12 protein-coding genes are annotated in these 19,760 nt (G+C 53.3%); 9 read left to right on the plus strand and 3 right to left on the minus strand.

Annotation, left to right across the window (positions count from 1 at the left end):
- The 3 genes from LVS58_RS21865 to LVS58_RS21875 form a co-directional block, all read left to right on the plus strand.
- Window positions 1-1,023: AAA family ATPase (locus LVS58_RS21865; protein ID WP_233692779.1), on the plus strand; the 1,023-nt coding region annotated here is incomplete at its 5' end.
- Window positions 1,024-1,393: 370 nt separating this feature from the next.
- The gene (locus LVS58_RS21870) at window positions 1,394-5,461 is read left to right on the plus strand and encodes an ATP-binding protein (RefSeq protein ID WP_233692780.1); all 4,068 of its coding nucleotides are present in this window, start codon (window positions 1,394-1,396) and stop codon (window positions 5,459-5,461) included.
- Window positions 5,462-6,051: 590 nt separating this feature from the next.
- Window positions 6,052-6,546 (plus strand): hypothetical protein, encoded by a 495-nt coding sequence (locus LVS58_RS21875; protein ID WP_233692781.1) that lies wholly within the window; start codon window positions 6,052-6,054, stop codon window positions 6,544-6,546.
- Between the two features lie 444 nt (window positions 6,547-6,990).
- Here the strand turns inward: LVS58_RS21875 and LVS58_RS21880 are convergent, their stop codons facing one another.
- The 3 genes from LVS58_RS21880 to LVS58_RS21890 all read right to left on the minus strand — a co-directional run bounded on the left by LVS58_RS21880 (window position 6,991) and on the right by LVS58_RS21890 (window position 13,712).
- A complete protein-coding gene (locus LVS58_RS21880; protein ID WP_158091475.1) occupies window positions 6,991-7,950 on the minus strand; it encodes a DUF4365 domain-containing protein in 960 nt (319 codons plus the stop codon).
- Window positions 7,951-8,761: 811 nt separating this feature from the next.
- On the minus strand, window positions 8,762-12,262 hold the full coding sequence (locus LVS58_RS21885) for a transporter substrate-binding domain-containing protein (RefSeq protein WP_233692782.1): 3,501 nt from the start codon (window positions 12,260-12,262) through the stop codon (window positions 8,762-8,764).
- Between the two features lie 256 nt (window positions 12,263-12,518).
- Window positions 12,519-13,712 (minus strand): EAL domain-containing response regulator, encoded by a 1,194-nt coding sequence (locus LVS58_RS21890; protein WP_233692783.1) that lies wholly within the window; start codon window positions 13,710-13,712, stop codon window positions 12,519-12,521.
- Between the two features lie 183 nt (window positions 13,713-13,895).
- Between LVS58_RS21890 and LVS58_RS21895 the strand changes: the two genes are divergently transcribed.
- The 6 genes from LVS58_RS21895 (at window position 13,896) to LVS58_RS21920 (ending at window position 19,758) form a co-directional block, all read left to right on the plus strand.
- Window positions 13,896-14,522, plus strand: coding sequence for a response regulator transcription factor (locus LVS58_RS21895; protein ID WP_176685564.1), 627 nt, complete (start codon window positions 13,896-13,898; stop codon window positions 14,520-14,522).
- A 204-nt stretch (window positions 14,523-14,726) separates the two neighbouring features.
- Window positions 14,727-15,236 carry a fimbrial protein gene (locus LVS58_RS21900; protein WP_442796506.1) on the plus strand — a complete coding sequence of 170 codons (510 nt, stop codon included), beginning with the start codon at window positions 14,727-14,729 and terminating at the stop codon, window positions 15,234-15,236.
- Window positions 15,237-15,307: 71 nt separating this feature from the next.
- On the plus strand, window positions 15,308-15,835 hold the full coding sequence (locus LVS58_RS21905; protein WP_233692785.1) for a fimbrial protein: 528 nt from the start codon (window positions 15,308-15,310) through the stop codon (window positions 15,833-15,835).
- A gap of 41 nt (window positions 15,836-15,876) precedes the next feature.
- Window positions 15,877-18,366: an outer membrane usher protein gene (locus tag LVS58_RS21910; RefSeq protein ID WP_233692786.1), complete on the plus strand. Its 2,490-nt coding sequence runs from the start codon at window positions 15,877-15,879 to the stop codon at window positions 18,364-18,366.
- Between the two features lie 22 nt (window positions 18,367-18,388).
- Complete coding sequence (locus LVS58_RS21915; RefSeq protein WP_233692787.1) at window positions 18,389-19,147, plus strand: fimbria/pilus periplasmic chaperone; 759 nt, start codon at window positions 18,389-18,391, stop codon at window positions 19,145-19,147.
- A 35-nt stretch (window positions 19,148-19,182) separates the two neighbouring features.
- Window positions 19,183-19,758, plus strand: a complete 576-nt coding sequence (locus LVS58_RS21920) for a fimbrial protein (RefSeq protein ID WP_233692788.1) — start codon at window positions 19,183-19,185, stop codon at window positions 19,756-19,758.
- Window positions 19,759-19,760 lie beyond the last annotated feature (2 nt).

The following is a 19,760-nucleotide window of genomic DNA, read 5'->3' on the forward strand; positions in this document are numbered from 1 at the left end:
GCACGAGTAAGGTTGGGCGAGGTTAAGGACGCTGTACTGGAGGCAATTGCTAAGCATGAGGCGTGTAGCAAACTTCAGGCATGCATTGAGGGTTTAGACGCACGCGCTATCTCCAGAAAATCTACCGACCTCTCGCGTACTACGGCTAGCCAGGAACTTGCGGACGCTCTGAACGAAGAGCTCAAGCGCCTTAAGGTGCATCAGCTTCAAGTCGTGATGAAGCCTGAGTCCCCTGGAGGCAAGACCCAGTTCAAGCTGATTTTGCAACTACCTGGAGGGGCTACCCCGGCAGCCATTCTTAGCGAGGGAGAGCAGCGCGCTATTGCCATTGCCTCTTTCCTTGCGGAGATCAGGCTTGGTAAGGGACGTGGTGGAATTGTGCTGGATGATCCGGTTTCATCGTTAGATCACCGTCGTCGTTGGGAGGTGGCGGAGCGTTTAGCTATTGAGTCGCTGACTCGACAAGTAATCGTCTTCACCCACGACATCTACTTCCTGTGCATTCTTGAGCAGAAGGTTGAGGAGTTTGGTGCTGCTCTGACTAAGAACTACATTCGTCGAACCGCGCAAGGTTATGGGGTGCACTCGCAGGACCTGCCGTTCGATGTGGTGGGTACCAAGGACCGCCTGGCCAGACTGCGGCAAGCGTTGGTTGATGTTCGCAGAGCACAGAAAGATGGGAACGACGATGAGCATCGTCGCCTGACCGCTGCAAGCTATGGTCGACTGCGCCTCGCTTGGGAGCGGTGTGTCGAGGAAGTTCTGTTGAACGGAGCTGTTCAGCGGTTCGGCGAGGGTGTATCAACGCAGCGTCTCAAGTCTGTTGTTGTGACCGACGAAGATTACCAAGAGATCAATATCGGCATGAGCAAATGCTCCAAGTTCGAGCATGACGCGGCAACGGCCGTCGGAAGGCTTCCGACACCAGAACCTGATGAACTAGAACAGGACATCGAAAGATTGGGGTCATGGAGAACTGCTTTAGAAAAACGCTTGAAAGATACAGCCAAAGCGAGGGGGTGAACTCAACCCTCTTCGAATGACCGTGGACAAATGACAGCTTTGGCCGATATCTGTCCTTCACCAATGGCTGTTTTGGGTGGAAAGCAGCCTTGTGCGAGTGACCGCTTTCGATCCAAAGCGGACCCTCGTCAGGGGCTGCATACGGCCAGAAGCTGCCCTTCGGAAGGAGGGCGGGGAGATTTAGTGTAGGGATCTCGAAGGACAAGAAACTTAGAATTGCTTGGTCATCAGGCACCTCTATATAGCTAAAATTCACGCCCCATTGGTGGTCGGCTTCGTTTAACCGCTACAATAAAATCCTTCAGAAGCATTGCTGAGAAAATTAGGGCAATGCACGATAACCCTATATAGATGGACCTCTCCGGCGAAAATGGACAAAGAGCAGCTATTCACCGCAGGCAGTGATGGACTCATCCCGCAGGCTGACACCGCCCGTCAAGCCGTGGACTCGCTACGAGGGTACGCCTATCAGGTGACTGCAGCGGCATTAGCATGGCTGGATGTTAGTGAGCAAGCTCGGATTTTTCTCGAGGTTGCAGAGGACTACGCTACTATGGCTAATAATGTTCTCAAAGCCGTGCAGGTTAAAGACACTCGCGCATCAACTACCGTAACTCTAAACACTAAGAGTGTCCGCGATGCGATTGCTAACTTTGTTCGGTTGAGTCATGAAAATCCTGCAATCGAAGTTCATCTCGAGTATTTCACGACTTCCGATATTGGCAAGGAGTCGGCTGGCTCTACTGTGTTTCCGTTAGGGGGGCGTGGATTAGTTTACTGGCGTTCAATCGCAAAAAGCGGAGACGTGACGTCACTGCGTAGCTTTCTTGAAAGCGAATCTCTCGCTGAGCAGGTTAGAGTGTTCGTGCGGGCGCGAGACGATGAGCAACTGAGAAATGATTTGCTGCGGAGGATTCACTGGAACTGCGGCCAGCCAGATCTTGCAGCATTGCGCAGAGAGTTCACACAGCGTCTTGTGGTAGTGGCAAGAGAGCGATTCCAGCTATCGGCTTCAGAAAGTGAAGGTATTGCAGACGGACTACTTTACCGTGTACTTGAAAAGAGTGTTGGGAAAGTCGCTTCAGAGCGCACGTTGACACGTGCTGACTTGATTGCAGCTATAGATGCATTTACTCGAATCTCGATTTCTAGGAAAGTGTTCGATAGACTAACAGCGCTGAATGGCGGACTCGGCAGCCTTGGAGGAGTTGGTACCCAATCAAGTGTTGTAACACTGACATTGCGATGGCTCATCGACGGTCGAGCACTTCCCAAACCCCGGGGATTTCTATCACGTCCGCTTGTGGAGAAAGGCATAGAGGGGGCCTTGAACGAGGCGGGTGCCTGTTTTATTACTGGCACTAGCGGAGTGGGGAAAACTCATGTAGTCCGAGCTGTTGCAGAGAAGATAAGTGACCGCTTTTTCTTGGTTGACTTTCGCGATGCAGATGCGGAGGAAGCAACGAACCGGCTCGATGTATTGCTTTCTCGCCTGGGCGGGCTACAAGCACAGCTCATCCTCTTAGAGGACCTGAACTGCTATGAAAATCCCCAGGTGGAATTGCTGCTAAGTCAAGTTCTTCAAGCTCTAGGGCGACGCGACGTAGGGGTAATGATTACCTGCTATAAAAAGCCTACTGGCCGGGAGCTCGCTAATCTTGGACTGACGCTCCACTGCGCTCGTGAATGTTTGTATTTCACAACAGAGGAGGTGGAGCAGTTAGTGCTGATCCACGGGGGTAATCCAACTGCCTGGGGGAAATTAGCTCATATCACAGGCGCTTTTGGACACCCTCAGTTGGTACATGCGTTCGTTGCAGGAATGGCAGCTAGAGACTGGCCGAGTTCTGAGTTATTTCAGCTACTATCGGCCGGCTTGTCATCTGGGGATATCGAAGAGGAGAGAAATAGTGCTCGCCGGAAAATTGTGGCCGCGCTTCCAGAACCAACAAGAGATCTCCTGTATCGCCTAAGTCTTTTGATTGGACACTTCAACCGGAATCTAGCTCTTACCGTCGCTGAAATACCTCCACCCGGGAGCACTCCGGGCGAAAATCTTGATGCGCTGATTGGCCCATGGGTGGAGACCATTGGAAGGGATAAATACCGTATCTCACCATTGGCGGCACGGTTTGGCAAAGAGATGCTTTCTCCCTCTCTTCAAACTCGCATACATAACAGAATCGCAGGGTATTTAATTTCCTCTTCAAACATAAATGCCGAAGATATTGACAGAATTATCACTCACGCCCTGACTGGTAAAAGCACCGGTACTTTGGCCGTGATGGCTGCGAAGCTATTGACCGTAGATGAATCTATCATTGTATACCTTAGCGAAAATTTTTCGTTGTTCCACGTATTTGAAACAAATTGTCTGATTTACCCACAAGACACACATGTTTCAGTAATGCTTCGTATGGTTCAGTTCAAAGTGCTCGCAACGGCTAAGTCAAAGCAGACGATACCCGCATGTGTAGAGGCATTGCGCAGAGAGATTTCGCGACTTCCAGTGGGGCCTGAGAGAGATGCGATTTACGTATCCGGCTTGCTCGTCGTATTAAACTTTTTAGGTGTCGCTAACTACCTAAGTGACTGGTTTTCGATTCTGCAGGAATATCAAAAATTCATACAAAGTAACTCTTTAGGGCTTGACCTGAATTCCGAAGCTATAGAGCAGAATATCGGTTCCCACGGCGGAGTTTCAGGGCTCTTCGCGGTCGGGGTCTCCGGGCTGGAAAGTGTTGCCGTGCTGGAGAATATTTTCAGTCAGTTGAACGTGCTTGAACCGAGTGACAGGGAAACGTACCTAGAATTTATTCAGGATGCAACGCCAGACTTCTCCGTTTTGGTAAATGGCCCTTGGGTCTCCCAGGATCGAACGATCTTGGATTATAAAGATGCGGCAGCGCGTTATTCTCGCATGGCAAACTACACACAGCATTGGGGTGTTCCTTCTCTCACCATTCAGTGTTGGATTGCTAGAGCAGTTATGTTCGATGAGCATGCAAATGATCAGCAAGCAGCTCTTGGCATACTCGATGAAGCAGTAGCTAGATGTGGTAATGATGTATTGTTAGCACGCGCACGCGCTAAAATCTACTGGCGCGCGCAGAAACATCCTGAGGCATTATTAATCCTGCGTGATATCGCTGATATTATTGGTAAGGATAACTTTATAGAGCGGGCTTTCGCTCTACGAGAGGCTGCCATCAGTGCAGCTAAGACCAACGATTGGCCCCAGGCGGAGCACTGGTTTCTGGAAGCCAGGGATTCGGCATCTAGTGTGGACCTCCATGACATGAAAGTTATGGGTATTGGACTCGGTGCTGACGCTGCCGTAGCAGCCTTCGAATCAGGAAGTGTGCAAAGATCGCTGATCTTGATTGGGCAAGCCCTGACAGAGCTAGAGAGTATCGACCCCCGAACCTCTTTGCGATCTATCTACTGCCACAATGTCGTCCGTCACACTTTACTCTGGCTTATGTCACGTATAGAAGATATACCCGTGGAAGTCGCGGGCAAACCTATACTGTTGGTCCCGGGCTGCTGCAGTAATCCTGAACCACCAGAAGCCATTGCGACGCATCCAATTGCTGCAATGGACATAGCCTGGTATATGCTCGCAAAATTAGACGTTTTGGCTCGTACTAATATTGGCTATGCGGCTCAAATCCGTGAAAGAATGGGTAAAAACGTCATACTCAGTTTAGAGTTTATTCTGCGCATGAGAGAGCTTGTAGTTAATATGGAAGACCTAAATCATGAGGAGTTCCCCGAGTGCGCTAAGCGCTTCGCAGAAAGTGCGTCTATTGTAGCTAGTCAAGGATCTCTATCTAATTTAGATATGCTAGACCCTGCTCGCGAACCTATTCCTACATTAAATCTCGCAGAGTTTGACGGTCGCTCTAACGGCTTCTTTATAGAGGCAATATTTTCATACGTAATTAAGTGCGCGAGCAAACATCGTTACGAATTAACCCAAAATCTCAAAAATGCTATGGTTTCCCAATTCGGTACAGAGGTAGTGGAGAATACTGTTTTTTCACGGATGGGGGGTGACGAAAGGTCTAATCCGCCGAAGAATTTTGAAGAAATATTTATCGATAGCTTATCAGTATTTCGCTCCACCGTTCACCCAAAACCTATAGACTATGCCTTAGCGGGCATTAGATCGTTGCAACTAGTCGCGCACTCGTTTCTTAAAAGTGATTTGATACCCTTGATTGCAATTTGGCAGCGCTCTGCTTGGGTAAGGATTTCTTCCACCGAAGTATTTAAACTTTATAACCCCGTGGATACGGTTCCTCCTTTGATAACAGCCTTAAAAAACTCCGTAAATGACGAAGGCTTTCTATGTCGACTGATGTTGTTAGCGGCAGATGCGACTAGATTGGATCTCGGAACAGACCTGCGAGCTGACTTTTTGTCGAAATCTTGAGAGTGACCTAGGGTCTGTGTGAAAAGTCTTGAGACGAAGGTCAGGCAAGGCGAAAACAGCCGAGGAAGCGGAGTTTACGGGTTGTAAATGAGCATTCCGAGGCTGTTTTCAACGCAGCATCACCGAGTATCCAGGCTTTTCACACAGACTCTAGCAATGGTAGTTTTCTTTTATGTCCTGCTAGCTTGGGATGTAGCGCTCGACTTAGCAGCAGACTGGTGCAGAGGCCGAAATTAATGCATAAAGTTACTTCAGGTCGACATATATTCGTTAAAAATTCGCCCAATCTCTACAGTCTATCAACAATAACGACATTAAGTGCCCGTCCAAAAATCTGCCACCAAGAAGGTATCAGTCCTCTTGAACTGCAAGATGTAACGTATGTGCCGGAGTGTCCCCTGATGCTTCTGCTTTGTCCCCAGAGTACGACGGCTCGGCTGAGCGCCGGCGTGCTCAATTTCCCGACTGGCCAATAGCGATCATCCGCGAAAGGCTGCTTGGGGTCGGCTGCAGCCTAGATCTTTCATTTGCGATCGGCCAAGAGCGGCCATTTTGCATTGAATCACCATAATTGCACAGTTGAGAGAAACATGAATTCCGCTGCTTTGAAATTAGTCGATGAAGCACTTCTAAACTTCCCAGTAATTACTCTGGGTGCAGGCCAGGTTCTCTATCATGGGGCGCGCTCAAGGCAAGCAATATCCAATATGAGGCCGAACGCAATGTTCACCTCAAGCTTATATTATGCAGCTGACTATGCCTTTATTAGAGATCAACACAAAACAAGCGAAGACGAGCCTGACCTATATAGGGCGTTATTCTGCTGCACGCTACAAAAGGATATAGACATAATCAAGATTACAGGCGTTGACTGGCCTGCTCTGTGCATGGAGATAAGCAAAGCAGATAACTCTATGCCGAAATACGATGGCTGGCTCCAACAGCACCTTACAAGTTACATAGCCATGAGATATGGCAGCAATACTGAAGGCGCGAAGCTTCTTTCTAGCTCTAATGGCTCTCTAGATGAATACATATTCAGGAATGCAAGCTCGATATTTTCAACGCACCGTAGAATTGACTAGTCTAGATGCTTAAAACTGCGGATATTTAACTCTGGGGGAATAGTAAACTTCTCCGTAATACCAATCAGCCGAATTTATTGTGGCTATGGGGGGGCTCCGGAAATGGAACCGGCCGGGCGTTTCTAGCATTATCGCGGGCGTTGGCTCCGAGTCATTCCTCTGGCAGTTTCCTCTAAGCTGCCGCTCGCGAATTGCAGCTATTAGCCGTTATTGCCTGTTGCCACTGGCAGCTATGGGTCGATAGCGGCCAGTCATGAACAGCCGCAATCGACCCAAGGCTGCCGGTCAGCACCGACAGGCATGGACCAGAAGCGGACTTTTATCTCACCTCGATTTTGAGGGGTAGGGGGCGTCCACGAAACCTGGGGCGATTCACGGGCGATGGTGTACGCGGCTGACACCTAACTCTCGGCACGGCGGCCGTAGGTCCGTTGCTGCCACTTGTTAGACGCATGGATCTACGTCTCCAGACCATTTTATATTTCGCTCAATTTCACCAACACGACAATAATTCGCGTCACTCCATTCGTACTCGAAAGTATCAATGAGGCAGTTATCTTTGCCTACTTCATTAAGCTCCAGACTCCTTTTCCTGAGTAGGAAGGGAACAAATTGAACTGTTAGCCCGCTTAGTTTGATTGGTTCAGGTATTTTTTCTAGGTGATGAAGTGTCTCAGAAATAAATGCTAGAAAAAAATTCTTGTACCCGTAGACCCTGCAGTTACTCTCGGCGTATTTCATCATTCCTTCAATTTCTTCAAGCGGGAATCCGTCCACATCCGCTGTTAAGTAATCAATCATGATGAAATCAGTGCCTGTTTGAGCTAGCATTGAAAGCCAGTGATAGTCTCTTGGTATCGAGAGATCACTAGCAAACTGAATCTTGTGTTGAAATCGCCATCCAAACCAATCTCTCAGTAGCAGTTCTATTAAGTCGCCCTTTCTGTATAGATTTGAAATACTAGTTAATAATTTTATTGATTGCCTTGAAAGAGGTTGAGATTTTGGAATCTTAATGCTCCAACCTTTTTCATGAAAATTTATATTTTGCATGTCAACATGCTGCCACCAGCAACACCCCAATTCGGGATCGCATAGTACTATAAGTACTGGTTCTGAGAGCTCAGTCCAATACCTGAGATGCTTGTAATTCCCTCTGTATATAAAGTGTTCTTCAGATTCTTCTTTTAAATAGCTTGGCCCGCATTTGATCTGTAATGATAGTCTTTTGCCGTGACTGGAGTTATCATCTAGCCTGGCTTCTATCTCACCATCTATTCCTAAGTCTGTAGACGAGAGCTCCCTAAATATCCACCTGAGATCTTGATGAACTTTCATGCCAACAAGATGGACACCTGTGCGCCCCATGATTTCTTCGTCTGGTGCAACTGGCCAATCTGACATCGACATTCCTTTCTCGTAATAAACCAGCTACCTAGCTAAAAGTAGACGGCGCAAGCGGGGAAACACTTCTTACCAATGTTGCCTGATAATGTCCCTGGTCCATGGGTAGCTCGTTCAGCCGCTTGCTCAGAGCGGTGGAAACGCGACATGAGGTGGTAAGAAAAAGCAACATGGCCTGCGCGGAGATTACGAAACCGCTAGCAGCGTGTCCATGGCCTGGTTTGGCCAGCTACTACTGTTGCTCGTAAGAAGTCATTAACCAGCATCCCCGAGGGACTGCTTTTGGTCGATAGCAGACATCTGAAAATGGCCGTAATGGGTCGTTTTCGCCGTTCCTCACGTAGCGTTTGAAGCGGGTGGGCGTAGCTCTCACTGGACCTCCGCAACTCCCGATTCGATTCCACTAAAAGCCATAACTAGCTGATCTGTTTATAGATACGCTATGAGGTACGACAAAAAATCCACAAAATTCCAGCCCCGCGAAAACCGTACCCTCACGGCCAACAACCGTCCGTCTGTCTCCGCACCAGAATCAGTTGGCCTATGGCGATTTCTCGCTACCTGGCACTAGAAGCCCGCCTTGTGCGGGCTTTTTTGTTCCCGCTTTTTTCCCACGAATCTGCGTGTTTCTGACTTTGTGGTTCGCAGTTTTCCACTTCGGGTTGCACGTATTTTTAGATAGTGGTTAGCTGTTGATCAGGTTTTGACCAGTGTTTACGGCGTGAGAACCGAAATTTTTCTAGATAATGGTTTTTCCGTTTAGAGATAATTTTGAGATGCCCCAGTTTTCCCATAGCCTGTGAGCGGCCCCTTATTCGACTGTTTCAAGGGCGCGCTCCAGGTCGTTTATGGCCTCCTCCACCTCCTGCACCGCCTGGTCCAGTTGGTCTGAAGACGTTAGTGGGGCAGTACAGGCAATTTCGAATCGCCGGCAGGCTTCGACCAGTTGCTCGCCTTTCACCACACGCGCGGCGCCTTTGATTCTATGAATCAGTTCACTTAACTTATCGGTCTCGCCTTCATCCAGCAGTGTCCTGAGTAACTGGCAATCCCTTCTGTTGTTGCGGATCAATTCGTCGAGGATCTTGCGAAACTTCATCGGGTCATTGTTAAGCAGCAACTTCAGCGGCCCGAGGTCAATCAGCTGCAGCGAGGCCGGTTCTGCGGGCACAGTCACCCGCGGGCACTCGCTGTCTGCTTCGTCATTGTGGGCCAGTGCCAGCAACCTCGCGTCCAGCTCGTCGAGGCTGATCGGCTTGATCAAACAATCGTTCATGCCGGCATTGATGCATTGTTCAACTTCTTCCGGCTGCGCGTCGGCGGTAAGGCCAATCAGCACTGTCGGTTCCAGTGCCTCCTCTCGTTCATGCCGGCGTATCGCACGTGCCAGGTCGACTCCATTCATCACTGGCATGTGGCAATCGGTGATGACGACATCGACGGGCTGTTCGCGCCAACGCTCAAAGGCACGTTGGCCGTCTTCAGCTTCGTAGACGTCATGCCCCAGGAATTTCAGCTGTTGATGCAATACCTGGCGATTGACCTGGTGATCATCCACCACCAGTACCTGTAAACAGTAACGCTGCTTGGAGGACGGCAGGACAGGTACTTGAGGGATGTAGACGCGGTCCAGTACTTGAAGGTGCAGCTCGACATCGATCAAGGTTCCACGGCCCACCGCGCTGCTCATGGTCACCTGGCCCCCCATCATTTCGCACAGCGAACGGCAGATCACAAGGCCCAGCCCTGTACCTTCGGTTCGCTGCTGGTTGCGCTGCACCTGCGCGAAGGGACGGAACAAGTGCTGCTGGTCGGCGGGGCTCATACCAACACCGGTGTCTTTCACGCTGAGGTGAACATTGAGCACACTGTTTTCGACCAGATGCCCGGAAATACTCACGGTTATCGAGCCTTCTTCCGTGAACTTGATGGCATTGCTGACCAGGTTGGACAAAATTTGCTTGAAGCGCAGCGCATCAACCAACACATCGCAGTTGATGCTCGAATCTATGTCCAGAATCAGACTCAGGCGTTTTTGCCTGGCCAACCCCTCGAACACCCTGGCCACCGATTCAACCAGCTCTCGTAGGTTTGCACGTTTGGGCGACAAACTTAAACGCCCGGACTCGATTCGTGCGATGTCCAGGATATCGCCAATCAGTTCCAGCAGGCTTCTTGCCGAGTTATGCGCAATCTCGATGCTCGAGCGATCAATCGGCTGGTTTTGCGCTCGTTTCAGTGCAAGTTCCAGGATGCCGATAACCGCATTCATAGGCGTGCGAATTTCGTGGCTCATGGTGGCCAGGAAGCTGGTTTTGGCCCGGCTGGCATCGTCAGCGCGTTTTTTCGCCTCTTGCAGTTGCTCCACCAGCTGGCGGTGGTCGGTGATATCCAGCCAGCCGCAAATGACCCCCTTGGTCTTGCCCGTGGAGTCCTGAAAAGGCTGCACCCAGTGGTTGATCCATGCCGCTTGGCCTTGCAGGGTAACGGCGTGGACCGATTCGATGGTCTGGCCGTCGCTCATGGCCTGTAGATAGTTTTGATGAAAGTCCGGCAGGCTCTCGAAGTTTTCTTTGGGTAACTCATGCACGGTTTTGTTCAGCACCTCTTCGGCGCTCAGGCCGACGCTTCTCAGGTAGCTGCGGTTGCACGACAGCATGCGGCCTTCAAGGTCCCGTACATACAGGGGGGGCGGCATGCTATCAGTCAACGTTTTTACAAACTGCAACTGGTCATTGAGCATGCGCTCGGCTTTGAGACGGGCCTTGACCTGCCGGCGTAGATAAACCACCCAGGCCAGGACGAACAACACCAGCAGCGAAGCACCCGAAATGATTTGGCTGATCATGCGTTCATAATCGATCCAGGTTTGGCCGCTCATGCCCGGGGGCGAGCGCCAACGGTTGGAGATTTCATTGAGCTCATTCGGTGCAGTGTTCTGCAGCATCGTGTCGATAATCGACTGCAGCTCGACGTCGCTGCGGCGCATGGCGAAATTGAGCGTTGCCGGCCCGACATCCAGCATCTGGTTGATAACCAGCTTTTCGCGAAACAGCCGTTCAATGTAGTAACGCGCGGCAGGCAAAGCCACCATAGCTGCCTCGGCCTTGCCCTGATACACCAGGTTCATTGCATCCAGCGAACTGCCGGCTTCGATGATGCTGGCTTTGAGATACTGCTTGCGCAATTGCTTGATTGCCACGTGGCCAGTAGGCACGGCAATACGCTTGTCGGCCAGATCACCTAGTTGGCCTTGTTGCTCGACGCTACTGAGCAACACGAACGGGCTATTGATTAATGGTCGGGTAAAGCGCAAGTATTCTTCCCGTTCGGGGCTTGCGGTCATCAGTGCCAGGTCCGCCTTTCCCTTTTGTACGGCTTCGATGATCTGTGGGAAGCCGCCGGGGCGCGAAATCACTTCGAAATGCAGGCCGGTACTGAGGGTGATCACTTCGAGGATGTCGGCAATCGCGCCGGAAAATGTGCCGTTCGAGTCGAAATAAGCGCCAGGTGCCAGGTCATCATTGATCACTAGCCGTGCCACCGGGTGCCGCTCGATCCAACGCTTTTGCTCAACGCTAAGGCCGATGGGGGCTTCACTGGGGATGAAACTGTTACCCACCCAGCGTTTGGCCAGATTGCGTAATTGATCTTCGCCAATGGCTTTGATAGCGGCGTTGACGAGCCGCTGCAATCGCGTATTGTCGGGCTGCATGGCATAGCTGTAGTCCTTCCCCCGCACCTTGGCGAAACGTTCAAAACGCACAAGGCTGTAAAATGAGCGGTTGATCAGGTAATAGGCGGTGTAGAGGTCGTCCAGGTACACATCAGCCTGGCCGAACGCGGCAGCAGCAATCGCCTTGTCATGGTCGGGGTAAACTTGCAGCATTGCGCGTGGATAATGTTGCTTGAGTTCGGCGCTGTGCTCCGCAGTGATTGCGACGCGCAGGCCTGCAAGGTCGCTAGGCGAATGTCGGCGTTCAGCGCTGCGCTTGAACACCGCCAGCCGGTCCGTGGCGTACGGCATACTCAGCAACAGGTCTGGCGTCAATGCGCTGCGGCGGTGGGTGCTGATCATGTCAACGCTACCTGCCTGCAAAGCCTTGCGGGCGTCCTGCTCACTGGCGAAAATCTCGACCTTAGCTTGCAAGCCCAGCAGTTGGGCAACCAAGGCGGTCACGTCTGCACTTATGCCTTCGTACTGGTAGCCTTCTGGAGTGACAGAGAAGGGCGCTGACTCACCGGCCGATACACCCACCCTGAGTTCGCCTTTATGTCGCAGCCAATGCCAATCCTCGGTAGAAATCGTCATGTCGTGACGATCGATATGCAATGGGCTGGACAGCACTTGCGGGGCCAGAGGTAACGATGCTGCTCCTACCGAAGTGCAACAGAAAATCAGCCCGACGAACAGGCAGAAAGGACGTAGAAACATGCGAGATAAAAGACCGAGTGTGCTTGAAGTACGGGAGTCCGTTAACTGACGGTTGTTCTTCAAGAGCCAGGGTGCCAGTAGAGCCGTCAGGGCTGGAGTGATGATAGTACAAAGTCGTGTCTGCCGTTGATGTTCACTTTCCCCGACCTTCTTGCGCTGCGAAGAAGTCGATAAAGTGAGCTTCTGGCATGGGCCGGGCAAAAAGAAAACCCTGTGCCAGGGTGACACCCAACTCGATCAAGCGAGCCTGTTGTTCAGTGGTTTCCACGCCTTCCACCACCAGCGAAACGCTCAGTGCCTGAGCCAGAGCAACCGAACAGCTGATGATTGCCGCGCTTTTGGGCTGGCTTTGCATCTTGTGGACGAACACCCGATCAAGTTTTATCTGGCTGAAAGGCAGTTCACTGAGGCGAGCCAGCGATGAATAGCCGGCACCGAAGTCATCCATGGCCAGGCCACATCCCAGCATCCGCAGTCGCACAAGGTTTTCCAGGCTGCTGGCCGGGGCACTGATAACCCCGCTTTCGGTGACTTCGAACGTTACGCTGGCCGCGGGTATCTGCGAACGCTTGAGCAGGGTGCTGATTTGCGCCGTCAGTTCGGCGCCGGCCAGTTGGGTGGGGTGCAGGTTGAACGCCAGGTTGATGGACCGGCCTGTTGCGGCCAGCCGTTGTTGTAGGGCCAGGCCTTGATCGAACAGCTGCCAGAACATTCTATCGATCAGGTCATGCGCCTCCATCACTGGCAAAAAATGCCCAGGTGGCAACACCCCCAACTGCGGATGTACCCAGCGCGCCAGTACCTCTGCTCCTGCTAGCTGTTGCCCGTCAAGCGTGATCTTGGGTTGGTAGTAAGCTTCGAACTCACCGTTGTCCAGGCCGCGCTGCATATCGCTCAGTGTCGGTAGCTCTGCCGGCGACAACCGCTTGGGCGTTGCGCTGCGGTGCTCTTGGTAGCGTTTGACCAGTTGGCGAAACCCGTCCAGTTTGAATGGCTTGCCCAAGTCGCCCAGAAACGTCAGCCCCAGGCATTGAATCATCGCCACGGTAGCGTGGCGCAGCAGCGGATCAAGCTCGCTGCACAGCACCACGGCACCGACTTTGCCACTGCCGCTGGCCTGGCGCAGGAACGCCAGGCCATCCATGCCGGCCATTTTCAGGTCGCAGAGCACGATGTCCACGGCATCACTGCTAGCCAGCACTGCAATGGCTTCTTCTCCGTCCGCCGCTTGCAGGATGGGGCTCGAAAGCGCTTTCTCCAACGCGGTCACAGTGACAAGGCGCTGAAAGGGCTCATCTTCCAGAACCAGAACAGTCAAGTCTTGCATTGCAGGTATTCACGCACGCAGTTAAAGGGTGGCCAGTCTGCAAGGGGGAATTCCTGTACATCCATCAGAGGTTTCTGATCGTGCCTAGGAAATTTCCCACAGTGGCATTACGCTATGCCTGTCGGGATAGCCAATAGTGCTAATCTGCCTCGTAATAAACGCTTTTCAAGGTAAAAACCCGTTATGCATAGCGTTCTGATTGTTGACGATCATCCGGTCATTCGACTCGCGGTCAGAGTCCTGCTGGAAAAGCACGGCATGCGCGTGGTGGGTGAAGCAGACAATGGGGTCGACGCTGTCCAGCTCGTACGCGAGCTGATGCCGCAAGTGGTTGTTCTCGATATTGGCATTCCTAAGATGGATGGCTACACGGTTATTTCCAGAATCAAAAGCCTGAAAGTACGCAGCGAGATTCTGATCCTGACGTCGCACCCGGCAGACTCTGTGTGCCGACGCTGTATCCAGCTGGGGGCTCGTGGCTTCGTCAACAAAGAAGAAGACCTGGGCAGCCTGGTTACCGCCATCAAGGCGGTCGATGCCGGTTATACCTTCTTTCCGCGCTTGGCTTTTGATAGTGTCAACTCGGCAGATCAACTGACGGAGCGGGAACAAATAAACTCTCTTACCGATCGTGAGTTGACAGTGTTGGGCTATTTAAGCCAAGGCTACTCAAACAAGCAGATTGGTGAAATGCTGTTACTCAGCAACAAGACGGTCAGCACCTACAAGACGCGCCTGCTGCAAAAGCTGGGTGCTGCTTCACTGGTCGATCTGGCGGAAATCGCCAAGCGAAATGCACTTATCTCCTAAGTATTTCAGAAAAGTCCTGTAGGAAATTTCCTAGGCCTGCGTCGGCAACGTCCTACTCATTTCTTCTCTACGCACTCCTACAATGGCTCTAGCTCAAGGGTACGGCGATACCCCGGCTAAGGCAGTTCAATTGTAATCCTCTTCTGGACTTCAAAATAAACGTAGGAGTGTCAAATGAAATTGAGTACGTTGGCTGGCGCAGTAATGGCCGTTACTTTGGCGGCAACTTCGGCTGCTAGCTTTGCCAAGGACCAAGGGCACGGTGTTATTACCTTCAAAGGTTCTATTATTGATGCGCCATGCTCCATTGCTCAAGAATCTCAGTACCAGACAGTCGACATGGATCAGATTGCCAACGTTGCCCTGAAAAACGGCGGCAAGTCCTACCCGACCAAGTTCAAGATCGAACTTCGCGGCTGTGAGATGGGTGCCCTGAAATCGGCTACTGCTACCTTCACCGGTTCCCCTGCCTCCAACCCAGACCTGCTGGCGCTCAAGGGGACTGCCAAAGGCGCTAGCCTGGCCATTGCAGACCACAAGGGCGATCTGATCAAGCTGGGCACTGCATCCCCAGCGCAGACCCTGTCCGATGGCGACACCTACCTGCAGTTCAGTGCATACCTGCAGGGCGACAGCGCGGCTGGTGGTGCTGCAACCGAAATCGAGCCGGGTGACTTCGAGACCTTCGCCAACTTCACCCTCGCGTATCAGTAACGTCATTCGTCACTGAGCTTCCCTACAGCGCATTTGGACTATGCGCTGTAGGGAAACCTGCGGAGGTTTGGATGATTCGCTCAAGCGCATTGCTGTTCCTGGTCCTTGGCCCTTTGGCAGTTCCCTGGTGTGCTGCCGATGCACTCAAAGGGCGTGTGCAATTGACCGGGAGCATCGTCGATAGTGGCTGTAACATTCGCGTCGGTAATAACAATCAGATAGTTTCCTTCAAGCCTCTGGCGGTGAGTGGTTTGTTAAGTGGTGACCCGTCCGTCCGGCAGGCCCTGACTATTTATATAAGCGATTGCATTACGCCAGAAAAAAACAGAAGCGGCCCTCCTGTTCAGGGTTTCATGTTGAAATTTGAAGGTCAGCGGCATGATGAAAATTTCGGTCTTCAGGGCGATGCAAAAGGGATCGCGTTGCAGATAAAGGACAGTCAAGGAAAATTGATCTCTCCCGGTATGACGCTTGAATACGGAGCACTCTCTACCGAGCGTTTGCTGCTCAACTATTCGCTGACGCTCGTCGGTAGCGGGCGTGTACTGGAGGCTGGCGATTATCACGCCACGATCAAGCTGAATATTCAGCACTTCTGAACTGCAGGCGTTACTGCAGCTTCGTTCAAGGATTTAGTCACGTGGATCATCGTAAAGTACTGGCTACTATGGCGTTGTGTTGTGTCGCGACGTTGGCAAGTGCAGCCGAGGAACTCCAATTCAACACTGACGTACTCGACGTCAAGGACCGTGAGAACCTTGATCTTGGGGTATTTGCGTCCGCGAACTTCATCATGCCCGGCCAATACAGCCTGATGGTGCACGTGAACAACGAGGCGTTGGCGGAATTTGCCGTCGATTATGTTCTGGCCGATGATGATCCAAAAAACAGCGTTGCCTGCCTTTCGCCGGCGTTAGTCAATGAGTTGGGTTTGAAAGAGCGGGTTGCCAAGGCGTTGGTCTGGTGGCACGACGGCGTTTGCCTGGATTTAAGCAGCGTTTCGGGTATGCAGGCACGGGGCAACCTCGCCACCGCGGCGCTCTACGTGAGTATCCCCCAGGACCAGCTGGAATATACCGCCGCGAACTGGGACCCGCCGTCCCGTTGGGATGAGGGTATTTCCGGGGTGCTGTTCGATTACAACCTCAACGTTCAATCTACCGAGCGCAAGCGCGGCCGGGGTCGTAATGACCACCTCAGTGGCAACGGTACTACCGGGGTAAACCTGGGGGCCTGGCGCTTGCGTGGAGATTGGCAGGCGCAAATGCAACACGACGCTGGCCAGCCCTCGAACAACCAGTTCGAATGGAGCCGTTTCTATGTGCTGCGGGCTGTGCCCTCGCTGCGTTCGAGCCTGATTGTCGGGGAAGACTACCTGGACTCGAACATGTTCGGCAGTTTCCGCTATACCGGTATTAACCTGAGCAGCAATGACAACATGCTGCCGCCCAATCTCCGAGGCTATGCCCCGGAAGTCACTGGTGTGGCCCGGACCAACGCGCGGGTAATCATTCGCCAGCAAGGCCGGGTGCTATACGAAACCCAGGTACCACAAGGTGCGTTCCGCATCCAGGACCTCAACGATGCAGTTTCTGGCCAACTCGATGTGCGCGTCGAGGAACAGGATGGCAGCGTTCAGGAGTTTCAGATAGACACCGCCAGCATCCCTTACCTCACCCGCCCGGGTGCAGTGCGCTACAAGCTGGCAACCGGCAAACCCTCCGATTGGGAGCACAAACTCGACGGCCCGGCGTTCGCTACCGGTGAGTTCTCCTGGGGTGTGAGCAACGGCTGGTCGCTGTATGGCGGCAGCCTGGGTGCTAAGGACTATGGCGCTTTAGCCGTGGGTGTGGGGCGAGACCTGATGGCGTTCGGTGCATTGTCGTTTGACGTCACTCAATCGCGGGCCACCGTGCCGCAGCGCGACACCTTGAGCGGCAAGTCCTACCGTGCCAGCTATTCCAAGCGATTCGATGAGCTCGACAGCCAGGTTACTTTCGCCGGTTACCGGTTCTCCGAGAAGAACTACCTGAGCATGAACGAATTCGTTGAAATCCAGCGCGGCGGCCAGCCGCTGAACCAGAGCAAGGAGCTGTATACCGCAACAGTGAGCAAACAGTTTCGCGATTCTTCGCTCAGCATGTACCTCAACTACAACCACCAGACATACTGGAACAGCCGGTCGAGCGACCGCTACAGCCTGTCGTTGTCGCGCTATTTCGACGTCGGTGGCTTGAGGAACCTCAGTTTGTCGCTGACGGCCTATCAGAACAAGGGTAATGGCACTACCGATGATGGCGCCTACCTGTCACTCAATATCCCTTGGGACAGCACCGGTTCGTTCAGCTACAGCTCGTCGGTCAACCGCGGCGACACCTCCCACAGCCTGAGCTATTACGACCGTATCGACGAGCGTAGCCACTACATGCTCAGCGCCGGCAAGGCTTCACGCGGGGAGAGCGTCAGCGGCTTCCTGTCCCATGACGGGGACCAGGCCCAGGTCGTGGCCACCGCCAGCTACCAGGCGGGTGAGTACACCTCGGCCGGCCTGAACGTGCAGGGCGGTGCCACCCTTACAGGGCAAGGCGCAGCACTGCACCGCAGCGGCGTCATGGGGGGCACGCGGCTGCTGCTTGATACACAAGGCGTCGCGGATGTTCCCGTGCGTGGCAACGGTGGGGTAACCCGTACCAACCGCTTCGGCAAGGCTGTGGTGTCTGACGTAAACAGCTATTACCGCAACCAGGCCAGCGTTGTTCTGGACCAGCTACCCGACGATATCGAAGCCACTCAGTCCGTCATCCAGGCCACCCTGACTGAAGGTGCAATCGGTTACCGCAGTTTCGATGTGATCGGTGGCCACAAGGCCATGGTCGTCATCCGCATGGCCAGCCGCAGCGCACCGCCGTTCGGTGCCACTGCCAAGAACGGCCGCGGCCAGGAGACCGGTATTGTCGGTGAAGAAGGGCTGACATACCTGAGCGGCATGAAGCCGGGTGAGACCATGTCGCTGCACTGGGATGGCCAGGCACGTTGCCACTTCACCTTGCCCGACCAGGTGGTCTCGCCGGAACGGCACCTAGAGATGGTGTGCCAGCCCGACAGCGATGTGGACGACGCCACCGCTTAACCTATCCGCAACAGGTACTTTTATGAATATTAGTTTCAAACGCAGCACGCTGACGCTGCTCACTCTGATCGGCACTTGTGTGGCACAAACCAGTCTGGCCGCGATTTCGCTGGACCGTACCCGGGTAATCTTTGTTGGCAGCGAGAAATCAATCAGTCTCAATGTCAGCAACCAGAACACCCAGTTGCCTTACCTGGCCCAGGCCTGGATTGAAAATGAACAGTCCGAGAAAATCACCAGCCCTATGGCAGTGGTGCCGCCCATTCAGCGCCTGGAGGCCGGGACCAACAGCCAGGTAAAGATTCAGGCCCTGCCTGAGCTGAGCAAACTGCCTCAGGACCGTGAGTCGCTGTTCTATTTCAACCTGCGTGAAATTCCGCCACGCAGCGATAAAGCCAATACCTTGCAGATTGCCCTGCAAACGCGGGTGAAGCTGTTCTATCGCCCTGCGTCGATTGCCGCTCGGGCCGGTATCAACACAGCCCCCTGGCAAGAAAAGCTGACTTTGACCCGCCAGGGTGACCGTTATTTGGTGAACAACCCGACCCCTTACTACGTCACGCTGATCGATGCCATGCCCAACCTCAAGGCTGAGGGTGCAACCGACTTTAAGCCGCTGATGATCGAACCCATGGGCCAACTCGACTTGGGCGTAACGAGCAAAGTGTTGGGCGACAAGCCGGTACTTACCTACGTCAATGACTATGGTGGCCGCCCGCAACTGCAGTTCAGCTGTGCAGCAACCACCTGCACCGCCAGCCCTGTTGCCAGCCAGCGCTGACGCTGGGCCATGATCCATTCACGTGAGGGCAATTGATGATGCCTGGACTCCGAGTCTGTTTCGCCGCCGTGCTCTGCAGTGCCACTGTTTCAATGGTGTCCCATGCCGCCGGCAACCCCCAGGTAGCTGAGTTTCAGGTGAGCGGGACGCTGCTTGAAAGCGCCTGCTTCCTGGACCCGAGCTCGGTTTATCAAAGCTTGTCGATGGGCGACCTGAGTACCGCCCAACTGGCACGAATGGGCGATCAGGGCGCCCCCTTGGCACTGCAGCTCAAGCTGCAGGGGTGTATACGCACCAGCGGTGGCCGCCAGGATGAGCAGCAAGGCACCTTGTTCTGGAGCGCCATCGAGCCGGTGGCTGCGCTGACCTTTACCGCCCTCGCCGATGCAGATACGCCGGAGCTGATCAAGGTGGTCGGTGCCGAGGGCTTCGGCTTGCGCCTACTGGATGTCCAGAGTAACGACGTGCGTCTGGGGCGTGCTGCATCAGCCTGGTTCGTCACGCCCGGCAACAACCAGCTGACCTATTACGTCCGCCCCGAGCGCACGGCTGCCCCGCTGCGCCCGGGCGCCTTCCGCGCCAGCATCAATGTGAACCTGGCGTATGACTGAGG

The sequence above is a fragment of the Pseudomonas sp. JR33AA genome (assembly GCF_021378985.1).
GTDB lineage: Bacteria > Pseudomonadota > Gammaproteobacteria > Pseudomonadales > Pseudomonadaceae > Aquipseudomonas > Aquipseudomonas alloputida.

What these genes read in the sequence shown, in the direction of transcription:
- LVS58_RS21920 (WP_233692788.1), top strand. Translation starts at nt 19,183, where the DNA reads ATGATGCCTGGACTCCGAGTCTGTTTCGCCGCCGTGCTCTGCAGTGCC.
- LVS58_RS21880 (WP_158091475.1), bottom strand. Translation starts at nt 7,950, where the DNA reads ATGTCAGATTGGCCAGTTGCACCAGACGAAGAAATCATGGGGCGCACA.
- LVS58_RS21915 (WP_233692787.1), top strand. Translation starts at nt 18,389, where the DNA reads ATGAATATTAGTTTCAAACGCAGCACGCTGACGCTGCTCACTCTGATC.
- LVS58_RS21885 (WP_233692782.1), bottom strand. Translation starts at nt 12,262, where the DNA reads ATGACGATTTCTACCGAGGATTGGCATTGGCTGCGACATAAAGGCGAA.
- LVS58_RS21895 (WP_176685564.1), top strand. Translation starts at nt 13,896, where the DNA reads ATGCATAGCGTTCTGATTGTTGACGATCATCCGGTCATTCGACTCGCG.
- LVS58_RS21900 (WP_442796506.1), top strand. Translation starts at nt 14,727, where the DNA reads ATGGCCGTTACTTTGGCGGCAACTTCGGCTGCTAGCTTTGCCAAGGAC.
- LVS58_RS21905 (WP_233692785.1), top strand. Translation starts at nt 15,308, where the DNA reads ATGATTCGCTCAAGCGCATTGCTGTTCCTGGTCCTTGGCCCTTTGGCA.
- LVS58_RS21875 (WP_233692781.1), top strand. Translation starts at nt 6,052, where the DNA reads ATGAATTCCGCTGCTTTGAAATTAGTCGATGAAGCACTTCTAAACTTC.
- LVS58_RS21870 (WP_233692780.1), top strand. Translation starts at nt 1,394, where the DNA reads ATGGACAAAGAGCAGCTATTCACCGCAGGCAGTGATGGACTCATCCCG.
- LVS58_RS21890 (WP_233692783.1), bottom strand. Translation starts at nt 13,712, where the DNA reads ATGCAAGACTTGACTGTTCTGGTTCTGGAAGATGAGCCCTTTCAGCGC.